Genomic DNA, 11625 nt, shown 5'->3' with positions numbered 1-11625 from the left:
TTCCAGATTTGCAAATTCATGTTAACACAGCTGCTGCCCCTGAATCTTTGTTATTAATGTCTGTTTTTTCTCATTCTTTGCTTTTGTTGTTCTTTGATTGAATCGCATAAAAAAAGGCGAAACTGGAGTTTCGCCTTTTCAAACGGTCAATCTGATCTCAATGCCTGAAGCCGGGTCTTTAATAAACCAAGCGTTTTCTTGATGGTCAACGGCATAACCTGAGCTTTTCAGTTTTTTTACGATGCGGTCAAGTTCCGTTTGACTCGGGAGAAGAACCGTGTAATACGCCATGCCTGCCGCATTAAGCGGAGCAAATGGCGCATGTTGTCCGGCCCAGATGTTTAAACCGATATGATGATGGTAGCCTCCGGCAGAGACGAAAAGCGCTGACATGTTTTGATAATCTCCTGTGATATCAAATCCCAGTACAGAGTGGTAAAATTCTTTCGCCTGCTTCAAATCTCTGACGTGAAAATGGACGTGTCCGATTTTTGTTTCTGGGGGAAGACCTTGCCATTCATGGCCATCGGCTTCTTCAAGAAGACCTTGGACATCAACCGGTTCCGTGCCCATCACGTAGTTTCCCTGCTCATCACGCTTCCATCCCTCCCGCGGACGGTCACGGTAGATTTCGATTCCGTTTTGATCAGGATCTGACAAGTAAAGCGCCTCGCTGACAAGGTGATCTCCCTGGCCGAGTTCGATACCTGAGCGAATCAAATGCTTCACAGCCATGCCGAGCTGCTTTCGGTTTGGAAGCAAAATGGCAAAATGATAAAGGCCTGCTGCCGATCTTTCAGGGAGCACAACAGCATTTGGAATCTCTTCAATGATCAGAAGCGGATTTTTCCCGTCAACTGTGAACTCCGCCGTTTTGCCGTCCCGTTTTAATACTTGAAAACCGATCACATCTCTGTAAAAAGAAACCGATCTTTCAAGACGGCTCACTTTCAGCTTGACATAACCGAGCTCAGTGCCCGGGTGGATTTGCTGCGTCATCTGTTTTTCCTTCTTTCCTTGATTTCAGGATGATTTCCCCAAGGGACAGCATGCGGCTTCCGCTCAAGCCCAGGTATACAGACATTGCAAGAAGCGTTACATCTAGTTCATAGCCTGCGCCTCCATCTGTTCCCATGAAACCGGCGGATAGCTTAACAGTGAAAATGGCCCCCAGCATGACAATCGCAAATAAAAGGCCAATCACACGCGTACCGAGTCCGAGAATCATCAAAGCCCCTCCGGCCAATTCGATAATCGCTACGATATAGGCGAGAAAGCCCGGAATTCCGACACTGCTGAAAAATCCTACAGTATTTTCAATCCCGCCTTGAAATTTAGAAAGCCCGTGAAGCAAAAATGTAAGACCGGTAACCAAACGTAAAATAAATGCACCTAATTCGTATTTGTTGTTCATTATTTTCTCCTCTTGTTCATTTTTTATTTTAAAACCAATGACGAACGCCAAATTTATCCATCTATCAACATATCATCCGCATAAGAAGTCTGCAGTGTCCTCCTTTTTTCGTTCGTTACTTACTTTGTGTAAGTTAGTATATATAAATAACAAACTTACGTCAAGACATTTTATGAGCTTTGCTCATTCATTAATATACCGTTATAATAGACCTAGAGAGGTGAGGAATATGAGCCTATCATCTTTATGTCCGAAATTCGAAAAAGGAATGAAAATGATAAGTCAGCGCTGGAACGGATTCATCATTCACCAGCTTCTTAACGGCCCGCAGCGGTTTTGTCATATAGAATCTTCCCTTCCCATCAGCGGAAGGCTGTTATCCGAAAGATTAAAAGAACTCGAACATGAGGGCATCATCCACCGGCACGTGTATCCAGAAACCCCGGTGCGGATCGAATACTCCCTGACTGAAAAAGGGCAGGCGCTCGAACAGGTCCTTAAAGGAATGGAAAAATGGTCGCAGGAATGGATCGATCTGGACGAAGCCAATGAACGGGAAAATCATTAAAAAAGGCGTGCATCTCAGGTGCATCGCCTTTTTGTTTTGCCGCTTTCATTTTATTCCGCACATTTTTCAAGCTGAATCCCCATTCCCCGCCTTTTTAACGCTTGCCTGAACATCAATTTTTAATCCTCATATATTAAATAGGGAAAGATGACGAAGATATCCTGAGAGGAGAAAGAAATGCGGAGATGCTTGAAAATATTAGTTTTGATTAAAACGTTTTGGAAGACCATGCCCAAACATGAAGTAAAGTATAAAATGATGAAATCTCTGGAGGAGTTTGCCGAAGTCATGTATTGGCATACAGACGGCTATCTTCCGGATATATTGAACAGAATCCAATTTCGTCCTGATTTCATTTTCCATTACGACATTGCCTACGGCTTCTCATTGTCCCCAAACATTAGGGGGCTCAAGGATACAAACATCCCCACCGGCGCGTTTGTGATCGATTCCCATTTTAATAAACAGATCAGAAGCAGCTATTTCGAAGAAAACCAAATTGATTTAATTTTTTCAGTGACAAAAGAGCATTTTTTAAATGAATTCCCCCAGTACAAAGACAAATTCAGATGGGTTCCATGGGCAGTTGATCCAGAAATATTCAAGGACTGGAAGTTGAAGAAAACGATAGACTATTTGCTCATGGGGCTCGTACATGAAGGAAACAAAAGATACCCCCCAAAAGGAAAATACCTTTTTAGGGAGGCTGTTTTGCAGACGATGAAGCATGAAAAAGGGTTTGTTCATCACCCTCATCCCGGCAATGTCATAACTGATGAAGAAGAAATCAAGCAGGCTTTTTTGAATGAAAAGTATGCCCAGGAATTGAACAGAGCAAAGATATTTTTCACATGCGGAAGCGCCCTCCGCTACCCGTTGTTAAAATTTTTTGAAGCCCCTGCCTGCAGAACGCTGTTGCTGGCGGAGCCAAATCAAGATATTTTCGATCTTGGCTTTAAAGACGGCACCCATTTCATTGCTTGTGAAGTTGAAGACTTTTATGACAAAGCAAAATACTATCTTCAAAACGAAAAAGAAAGGCAGCGTATCACAGACAACGGTTACCATCTCGTTCATTCACGGCATACCTATCATGCGCGTGCACAAGAAATAGCAGACGCGATACTAGATTTTTTAGAGCAGCAGGAACGGTGATGAATGGATCCATTTTTCTTTTCCGGCGGGGTTCTTCCCGCACACATTTTCTTTCCGGACATATATTTCTATTACTGATGATTTAAAAGATTTCGAGGTGAAAAACATGGGAACGGAAATGCCCGCTGAATTTTATGATCAATTTATTGACCGACATCTGATTCCGCTTGAAAAAAGCCCTTGGAGAAAGGTGTATGAAGAAGCTGCACGTTTATTGCCGGAGTCCAAAGATGAAACAATTGTTGATATCGGCTGCGGCACAGGAAGATTCGCAAAGCTTTTATTTGACAAAGGATACAGAAAATATTTAGGCATCGATTTTTCCAAAGGAATGCTTGAAGAAGCCAAAAGGTATAATCCCTCGTTTACTTTCATCGAAGGAAATGTATATGATGAGGCGATCGTCCGGATGCTGCAAAAATATCATGTTTTTGTTTTGCTGGAAGTGTTAGAGCATATAGAGAAAGACAAAGCGTTTTTATCAAGTCTTCCTCAAGGGAGCGATATGGTGATTTCTGTGCCTAACTACGATTCGCGCGCCCACGTCCGCCACTTCAAACATATTGACGAAGTCATTGAAAGATACGACGGCATATTGGATTTTCAGGACAGTGAAAAAGTCGTCATTAAAACATCTGAACAGCTGAAGAATGAAATTTACGTGCTGAACTGTAAAAAAAGATAATAATTGGCATGCAGCGAGCTAATGCGGATAACCTGTGAAGCGTTAGCTTGTCTCTGCATCAAAAGAGCATCCCCCAATCGCACATGCAAGTCTCTGCAGCTTGCATTTGTCATTTCAGGAGATGCTATTTGCCCCGGCGTAATTATGGTTGATTCAGCAGCTTCTCGACCCTTTCACGGACTTGCGGAACCGAAAGACCGATAATAATTTGCAAGGCTTTTCCGTTTCTGACGACACCGTGAACGCCGAAGGACTTAAACGTACTGTCCGGCTCCACTTTTGACTCGTCATACACGCTGACTCTCAGTCTTGTCGCACAATTCGTCACTTCAGCAATGTTTTCTTTTCCGCCGAGCGCTTCGATGCAAAGAACTGCCTGATCGGTCTCAGCCATTTCCTGCGCCGCAGAAACCTCTTTTTCGGATTCTTTTTTCGCCTTGTAATCTTTTTTCGAATAAAATTTTGTCTCCTGCTGCTGGTCTTTTTCACGCCCCGGTGTGGCAATATCTAATTTTAAAATCAAGAACTTGAATACGAAGAAGTAAATGACGGTGAAAGACAAGCCGATCAAAATTTGAAAAACATAAGTGCTGCCATGCTGATGAAACAGAGGGATCCAGTTGAGTGTTAAAATCTCGATTAAACCGCCGCCCATATTTCCGACCACCCCTGCAGCATACATCAAGGTCGCCATCGTCGCGGCCAAGAGACTGTGTACGAAAAACAACAGCGGCGAAATAAACAAAAACGTAAATTCAATCGGCTCCGTGATCCCCGCAATCACCGCTGTCAGCGTGATCGGAATCAGCAGACCGGCAACGATTTTCTTCTTTTCTTTTTTGGCTGTTACATAGATCGCGAGCGCGATCCCCAGAATTCCGAAGATTTTAGAGTTTCCGTGGAGCGCGAATCCGCCTTGAGGAAAGAGCTCTTTCAACGGCTCAGAGCTTGCTGAGAACTCGCTGAGATGCTGCGCCCAATAGGTGACAATTCCGCCTTCAACTACGGCCGGGCCGAAAACAAACGGCGTGTAGATGAAATGATGCAGGCCCGTAGGGATCAAAATTCTTTCTAAAAATGTGTAAACCCAGACACCGAAGGCTCCTGAGGCGACAAGAAAGCTTTGCAGCGACGCAATGCCGCCCTGCACCATCGGCCAAATCCACGCGGTCGCAAGTGCTACCGGAAGCATAATCGCGAATGAAATGATAACGACGAATGAAGAGCCTTGAAAAATCCCTAAAAAATCGGGCAGCTTCTTATCAAAGTAGCGGTTGTGGATATAAACGACAATCGATGAAATCAGAATCGCCCCGATAATGTTCGTATCAAGGGTTTTGATGCCGGCAATTTCCGCAAGACCACTTGTTCCTCCGGCTTCCTGAGTCATATCAACACCGAAAAAACCGCCCCATACAGTCAAAATGGCACTGACAAAATAATTGAAGGTCAGATAGGTAGTAAGCGCTTCCAAACATGCCCGCGCCTGCGCTTTTTTCGCCAGTGCGATCGGAATTCCGACCGCAAACAACAGCGGCATTTGCCTGAAGACGGTCCAGCCGCCTTCCTCAAGGATATACCAGAATTGATACCAAAAGGTGTCCTGACGGGCAAGCGATCCCATCAGCTGCTCATTTTTAAATAATGTGCTGAGGCCCACGACGATCCCGGCAAAAGCAAATAGCAAAACCGGCACAAACATGGCGCTTCCGAACCGCTGTACTTTTTGCATCAATGTGAATCCCCCCTGTTATTCCTGATTTTTCTTTTCTTCAGCATAGTCGACATAACTGCGAAACAGCGCTTCCCCAACGAGAAAAAAGGGCGCAAAAGCAGTCAGCTCTGTTTTTGGACAAACCGTCACCGTCTGGCTCGGCGCATAGAGATTGTAAGGCGTGAGCTGGGCGAGCAGATTATTTTTCAAATTGGTCAAAGAGATAAAAGGAATGCCTTTTGCCGACAGAGACTGTGCCTGCGGAATCAGCGACGGGGTTTCTCCTGACAGCGAAATGATGATGATCAGATCGGCCGGGCTAAAATCAGGAAACATGAGATCGAAATCGATTTGATCTTTGATCACCGTCAAATAACGGTGCTGAGAAACAAACATTCGCTGCAGCTCATAAGCGCACGTCGTCTGAGCCGTACCTGAACCATAGACAAAAATGCGGTCCGCTTCGTCAATAAGCTGACACATCTTTCGCAAATCCGTATTTTTCAAATACTTCATGCTTGCTTCCATATCCCTCATGAGGCTTTCAAAGGAACGGCAATCTTCCCGCTCTTCTTCCCGTTTCTCAGCCTCCCATTTCAGAAACACCCTGAACTCGCTGTACCCGCTGAAGTCCAGTTTTTGTGAAAGTCTTAAAATCGATGTGCGGGATACATTGCACTTCTTTGCTAATTCGTTGATGCCCAGCTTGTAGCAAGTGTCTTGATGGTTCAAAATGTATTTCAAAACATGAAAGTCGTTTTCGTTCAATTTTTTATAATGCTTGTTCATTAATTCTTCCAACTGCATCATTTTCACCCCATTTATTCTCTGTCTCTATTATATAAAATACGAGAATAAATGGGAGATATGCCTGGGCTGACCGGTATGGCTCAGGAGCCCAGGCGTTTTCATCCTTAAAGCGACGGCTGAAGATTCTCCACAGAGAGCTTCGGCCAATATGCTTTGTTCGCTTCAATCAGATCATCGAGAATCAGTTTGGCTGTTCTTGCATTCGGCACGGTCCGCGACAAAATCAGAGCCTGCCAAAGCTTTTGATACGATTTTTCAATCCAGGCTTCAACGACAAGTTTTTCAACCGACACCTGCTGTTCCATCAGCCCTTTTTGGAACTGCGGTATCTTGCCGATTGTGATCGGCTCCGGACCGTTTTTGCCGACAATGCAAGGCACCTCAACCATCGCCGATGAATCGAAGTTTTGGATCGATCCGTTATTTTCAACGATTAAAAGCATCCGTTCACCGGTATTAAACGCAAGGGCGCGCGCAAGGTCGACAATATATGAAGCATGGTCATCAATTTTGATTTTGCTGCCGGCGCTGGATTGGGCTTTTGCGATTTTTTCACACTCGCCGAAAATGAATGTCTCCCGCCCTTCCATTACTTCGTTCGCCCGCGTAAATTCAGGATTTGATTTTTTCACCATATCATCGGGATAAAAATAGTATTGCAAATACGTATTTGGAAGCGTCTCAGGATCGAGTTCAAATACTTCCCGCGCTTTTTTGAACGTGTCGTTCCAGCTGGCCTCAGCCTTTTCATGTTCATGTTCCGGAATATAGCCGAACTTCCTGACATGCTCCTTGATCGCCGGCATCAGATCGTTGCCGTCTTTGTCACAGATTGACGTCCACCAGCCAAAATGATTAAGACCGTAATAACGGACGACCATCTCTTTCCGCGAAGACAGCCCGAGAATTTGCGCCATCCTGTCTTCGATACCGATCGGCATATCGCAAATGTTCAGCACTTTTGATGTCGGCCGCAGCCTTCTCGTCGCTTCGGCAACGATTGCGGCCGGGTTTGAATAGTTCAGCATCCATGCATCAGGTGAATAAGTTTCCATATAATCAATGAGCTCAAGCACGCCGCCAATCGACCTCATTCCGTAGGCAATTCCTCCGGGTCCGCACGTCTCCTGGCCGACGACTCCGTATTTCAGAGGGATTTTTTCATCGAGCTCACGCATTGCATATTTGCCGACTCTGATATGAGCCATGACAAAATCAACATCGGAAAACGCCTCTTCCGGATCGGTTGTCGCTAAAAATTGAATGTGCGGAGCCCTTTCTTTAACCAACACTTCACAGGCGCCGGCTATCTTGTCTTGCCGCTCCCCATCATTGTCATACAATTTCAGCTGACGGATCGGGAAATCATCCAGATTGTCCAAGAGCATCAATACAATCCCCGGGGTAAATGTGCTTCCTCCGCCTGCAATGACAATCGAATACGTTTTATCCATTTTTAAAGCCCCCTTATAAGCGTTTACAATTTACTTATATCATGCTGCAGGAGCCGTTCCAACAGGTTCGGGGAAGACAGTTCCTATACTCGTGTTCTGTTTATTTTCCCGAAAAACGGGAACTTTCCCGGCCATTTTATGTCGTGTAGAATAAAGGCAATTCATCTAAATTGGAGTGTGTTGTTGATGCTGATCGCAATCGGTTTATTTTTACTGGCGGGCTTGGCTGAAATCGGCGGGGGCTATCTCGTATGGCTGTGGCTGAGGGAATCCAAACCGCTGTGGTACGGGTTAGCCGGAGGGCTGACTTTAATCATTTACGGCATCATCCCGGCTTTTCAGGCGTTTCCATCGTTCGGGCGCGTCTATGCCGCGTACGGAGGCGTATTTATTATTCTGGCTGTGCTTTGGGGTTGGCTGGTGGACAAAAAAACCCCCGACCTCTATGATTGGGCCGGGGCTGTGATCTGCTTAGCCGGTGTCAGCGTCATGCTTTGGGCGCCGAGAGGCTAAAGGTTATATTTTCGAAGCCGCTTGTAAAATGTGCTTCTTGGAATTCCGGCCAGCTTAGCCGCTTCGGACACATTACCTTTCGTTTTTTGCAAAGCTTCCATCATCGTTTGTTTTTGAACACGTTCTCTGAATGTAAGCCGGTCTTCTTCAGAAGGTGCGCCGCTTTTCCAATCGAGTCCGTCCAGCACCGCACTGTATTGGGACGGATCGATCAGCCCGCCGTCAGGAAATAAAACCCTGAGCCTTTCAAACGTATTAAAGAGCTCACGGACGTTTCCCGGCCAATGATATTCTTGAAGCCGCCTGAAAAAAACCGGCGGAAACTCGGCCTTCCACTCGTGTTGTTGCTGATAGTGGCGGAACAAATCAGGTATGTCCTCTTTGCGTTCTCTAAGCGGCGGTATTTTTATGGGGTAAACATGAAGGCGGTAATACAGATCTTCACGTATCTTTCCTTTTTGGAGAAGGTCTTTCAGATCACGGTGTGTTGCTGTGATGATTCTGATGTCAAGAGGCACTTCACGGGTTCCGCCGATCGGAGTGACCTTCCGCTCTTCGATGATCCTTAAGAGCGCCACTTGCATCTGATAAGGGATCTCGCCGATTTCATCGAGAAAAATCGTACCGCGGTGAGCCTGTTCAAACTTCCCTTTTGAACCGCGGCGCTTTGCTCCTGTAAATGCGCCTTCGGCATAGCCGAACAATTCGCTCTCCATCAAGCTTTCAGGAATGGCGCCGCAATTGACGGCGATAAAAGGGCCGTTTCTCCGTGCGCTTGCCTGATGAATGGCCCTTGCGGCAAGTTCCTTTCCGGAGCCTGTTTCCCCCCATATGTATACATTCGCATCCGTCTTAGCCGCAAGCCTCATGTCGTGAAGCGCCTGCTGAAACGCCCGGCTTGTTCCTGTTTCTCCCGGATAGATGAAACGGGATGCGAGTGATGGAGCTGTTTTATTGCGGGACACTTCAGCCACTGCAATCGACTTTCCGAGGGGCCTCCCGTCTTTGGCGGAGAAAATCGTCTGCTTGTGCACCCCGGCAATCCCCCGCTCATACAGATCATTGATATCCATTCTCCTCCAGTCGGAAAAACGTTCCCGGACCGGTCTGCTTGCGGCTACGATTTTTTCTTTTTCATTGCAGACGATAAACGGCTGATCCGAATCGATTTTTTCAAGACAATGGCTGATGAGCTCCGCTTCGTTTTTTTTCGTGTATACGCTGACCTCGCGTTTGATGGCGTGTGCGGCAGTAGCAGCCATCCCAAGCATAAAGGGATGCCTTCTATCCGTGAGACAGGAAATATCGATCAAACCCATAACGGTGCCGTCTTCATCGCGAATCGGTGCAGCAGAACAGCTCCAATGGTGAGAAGCGACCGAAAAATGCTCGGTCCCGTGAATGGTGACAGCTTCGCCGATTTCAAGTGCGGTTCCGATGGCGTTCGTGCCGATTTCTGTTTCCGTCCAGCGCACGCCCTCAACAAAATTGATTTTTTTCGCCTCTTCAAGCGTCCTCCGGCATCCGGCCAAGCTTAATACGTACCCGTCGGCATCGATCAGGAGCGCCATCATTTCCGACTCTTTTAATTCACGGCTGATATTGTGTAAATAAGGCAGAGCGATATCGAGGAATAACGAGTGTTTCTTTTTTTGAGCGTTGAATAAATCCTTTTTTAAAATTGACTGTCCTTTATCTAAATACGGATTGACATTTCGATTTTTGCAGCGGTACCATGATTCCATGACTCTTTTGTTCAAGCGGGCCTGATCAAGGAGCCCTTCCTGAACAAAGCGTTTCCACGTATTTAAATAGCAGGGCGTCGGATTCATTCCATCCTCTCCTCATGCTTTTTCCTCATTATATTATAAAAGCGCTTTCAATATCGATAAAAAAAACTCCGCACTTTCTCGCTGTGCGAAGTTTTCCCTTATTCAGCAGTGAATGGCCTGACCTGCGGCTTGCAGCAAAGCTTCGTGAATCGTTTCTGAAAGAGTCGGATGGGCCGCGATGAAGTGCTCCATTGCGTCTCCCGTCAGTTCAGCATGCATCATCACGGCTGCCTGGCCGATCAGTTCGGTTGCTCCCGGACCCACGATCGAAACCCCGACAATTTCCTGATACTCCGGCTCTATGATGATCTTGACCTTGCCGGCAGTCTCATTTAAAATAAGCGCTTTTCCGTTTGAAGAAAACGGAAACTCTCCGATACGAACATCCCCGTAGCGCTCCCTCGCCTTTTTTTCATTTAAGCCGACGCTTGCGATCTCTGGCGAAGTATAGATGCAGCGCGGAATGATTTCACTGTTGACCTTCAAATCTCGGCCTGAAGCATGGGATGCGGCGACGGTTCCTTCGTGAAAAGCGGCATGCGCCAGCTGAACCCCGCCTGTGATATCCCCGCACGCATAAATATGCGGGATGTTTGTCTGCATATGCTGGTTGACATGAATCCCTTTCTTGTCATATTGGACTCCGATATGCTCAAGCTTCAGATCAGCAGTCCTCGGCTTTCGGCCGACTGCGACAAGACATCGATCCGCTTGAATATGAAAGCTGTCATCGCCATTTTTCAGAAAGATGCGCTGCCGGGCAGGATCAAGACGCTCCACTTGTACAGATGTGAAAACACGGACGCCGGACTCTTCGAGACTTGTGCGAAGAAAGGCGGCAATATCCGGATCTTCCTCAGGCAGAATCTGTTCCGCCTGCTCGGCTATGATTACATTCGCTCCCAGCCTGCTGTATATACTGGCAAATTCACAGCCGATGATTCCTCCGCCAATGATAAAAATCGTTTCAGGGATGGACGGCAATGACATGGCATCTCCGCTGTGGATGATCCAGCTCCCGTCAAAAGACGCAAAAGGCAGTGCGGCAGGTGCCGCCCCTGCCGCTATTATCACATGCCCGGCATTGATGACCTCCTGTTTTCCGTCCTTTTCAACAAGTATGTCGTGTTCGGACAAGAACGATGCTTTTCCTTGCAGCACCTTGATTTTGTTTTTATTCATCAAATATTCAATACCCCCGGCAAGCCGCCGAATAATCTCTCTTTTACGGTTTTGGACGGCCTGCCACTGAACCGTCGGGCTTTCACCTGACAGCCCGATGCCGAATGCGCCGGCGGATTTTACTTTCTCGAACATATCGGCGCTTTCAAGAAGCGCTTTTGTCGGTATGCATCCTTTATTTAAACACGTTCCTCCAAGGGGGCCATCTTCAATCAGGATGACTTCTCTGCTATTCTTGGCGGCTGTAATCGCCGCCACGTAACCCGCAGGTCCCCCTCCTATAATCGCAAGTGTCACA

General features: G+C 46.6%; 11 protein-coding genes. 4 read left to right on the top strand and 7 right to left on the bottom strand.

All coding sequences use genetic code 11. The features are described 5' to 3' along the window. Nucleotides 1-138: 138 nt before the first annotated feature. Both BTA31_RS04440 and BTA31_RS04435 read right to left on the bottom strand, forming a co-directional pair. Nucleotides 139-999: a VOC family protein gene (locus tag BTA31_RS04440; RefSeq protein WP_076789218.1), complete on the bottom strand. Its 861-nt coding sequence runs from the start codon at nt 997-999 to the stop codon at nt 139-141. Further along, nucleotides 971-1414 carry a DoxX family protein gene (locus tag BTA31_RS04435; RefSeq protein ID WP_076789213.1) on the bottom strand — a complete coding sequence of 148 codons (444 nt, stop codon included), beginning with the start codon at nt 1412-1414 and terminating at the stop codon, nt 971-973. The genes BTA31_RS04440 and BTA31_RS04435 overlap by 29 nt, the downstream gene beginning before the upstream one ends. A 229-nt stretch (nt 1415-1643) precedes the next feature. On the opposite strand from BTA31_RS04435, the gene BTA31_RS04430 reads away from it, so the two are divergent. From BTA31_RS04430 to BTA31_RS04420, 3 genes are all read left to right on the top strand, one after another. After that, nucleotides 1644-1982: a winged helix-turn-helix transcriptional regulator gene (locus BTA31_RS04430; protein ID WP_043925864.1), complete on the top strand. Its 339-nt coding sequence runs from the start codon at nt 1644-1646 to the stop codon at nt 1980-1982. A gap of 177 nt (nt 1983-2159) precedes the next feature. Then, nucleotides 2160-3137 carry a glycosyltransferase family protein gene (locus BTA31_RS04425; RefSeq protein ID WP_076789208.1) on the top strand — a complete coding sequence of 326 codons (978 nt, stop codon included), beginning with the start codon at nt 2160-2162 and terminating at the stop codon, nt 3135-3137. Between the two features lie 106 nt (nt 3138-3243). Beyond that, nucleotides 3244-3822, top strand: coding sequence for a class I SAM-dependent methyltransferase (locus BTA31_RS04420; protein ID WP_076789205.1), 579 nt, complete (start codon nt 3244-3246; stop codon nt 3820-3822). Nucleotides 3823-3964: 142 nt separating this feature from the next. On the opposite strand, the gene BTA31_RS04415 is transcribed toward BTA31_RS04420, so the two are convergent. The 3 genes from BTA31_RS04415 to glvA all read right to left on the bottom strand — a co-directional run bounded on the left by BTA31_RS04415 (nt 3965) and on the right by glvA (nt 7800). Beyond that, nucleotides 3965-5557, bottom strand: coding sequence for an alpha-glucoside-specific PTS transporter subunit IIBC (locus BTA31_RS04415; RefSeq protein ID WP_094777402.1), 1593 nt, complete (start codon nt 5555-5557; stop codon nt 3965-3967). 15 nt (nt 5558-5572) lie between these two features. Then, nucleotides 5573-6343 (bottom strand): MurR/RpiR family transcriptional regulator, encoded by a 771-nt coding sequence (locus tag BTA31_RS04410; protein ID WP_043925869.1) that lies wholly within the window; start codon nt 6341-6343, stop codon nt 5573-5575. A 107-nt stretch (nt 6344-6450) separates the two neighbouring features. After that, on the bottom strand, nt 6451-7800 hold the full coding sequence (gene glvA / locus BTA31_RS04405; protein WP_043925870.1) for a maltose-6'-phosphate glucosidase: 1350 nt from the start codon (nt 7798-7800) through the stop codon (nt 6451-6453). A gap of 183 nt (nt 7801-7983) precedes the next feature. Here glvA and BTA31_RS04400 point away from each other — a divergent pair, with 183 nt between their 5' ends. Next, entirely contained in the window at nt 7984-8313 is a 330-nt protein-coding gene (locus tag BTA31_RS04400) for a YnfA family protein (RefSeq protein WP_162274285.1), read from the top strand. Here the strand turns inward: BTA31_RS04400 and BTA31_RS04395 are convergent. Then, nucleotides 8310-10145, bottom strand: coding sequence for a sigma-54-dependent Fis family transcriptional regulator (locus BTA31_RS04395; protein ID WP_076789198.1), 1836 nt, complete (start codon nt 10143-10145; stop codon nt 8310-8312). The two genes, BTA31_RS04400 and BTA31_RS04395, sit on opposite strands and share 4 nt — an antisense overlap. Before the next feature lie 102 nt (nt 10146-10247). Beyond that, nucleotides 10248-11624 carry a dihydrolipoyl dehydrogenase gene (lpdA, locus tag BTA31_RS04390; RefSeq protein WP_043925873.1) on the bottom strand — a complete coding sequence of 459 codons (1377 nt, stop codon included), beginning with the start codon at nt 11622-11624 and terminating at the stop codon, nt 10248-10250. Between the last annotated feature and the right edge of the window lies 1 nt (nt 11625).

The sequence above is a fragment of the Bacillus haynesii genome, assembly GCF_001969855.1.
GTDB lineage: Bacteria > Bacillota > Bacilli > Bacillales > Bacillaceae > Bacillus > Bacillus haynesii.
The sequence above is the reverse complement of the archived record's forward strand: the minus strand, read 5'-3'. Positions and strand labels throughout refer to the sequence as shown.

Bases quoted from the DNA above. Each gene is read 5' to 3' on its own strand.
- BTA31_RS04395 (WP_076789198.1), bottom strand. From the start codon at position 10,145: ATGAATCCGACGCCCTGCTATTTAAATACGTGGAAACGCTTTGTTCAG.
- BTA31_RS04440 (WP_076789218.1), bottom strand. From the start codon at position 999: ATGACGCAGCAAATCCACCCGGGCACTGAGCTCGGTTATGTCAAGCTG.
- BTA31_RS04420 (WP_076789205.1), top strand. From the start codon at position 3,244: ATGGGAACGGAAATGCCCGCTGAATTTTATGATCAATTTATTGACCGA.
- BTA31_RS04410 (WP_043925869.1), bottom strand. From the start codon at position 6,343: ATGCAGTTGGAAGAATTAATGAACAAGCATTATAAAAAATTGAACGAA.
- BTA31_RS04435 (WP_076789213.1), bottom strand. From the start codon at position 1,414: ATGAACAACAAATACGAATTAGGTGCATTTATTTTACGTTTGGTTACC.
- BTA31_RS04430 (WP_043925864.1), top strand. From the start codon at position 1,644: ATGAGCCTATCATCTTTATGTCCGAAATTCGAAAAAGGAATGAAAATG.
- BTA31_RS04425 (WP_076789208.1), top strand. From the start codon at position 2,160: ATGCGGAGATGCTTGAAAATATTAGTTTTGATTAAAACGTTTTGGAAG.
- glvA (WP_043925870.1), bottom strand. From the start codon at position 7,800: ATGGATAAAACGTATTCGATTGTCATTGCAGGCGGAGGAAGCACATTT.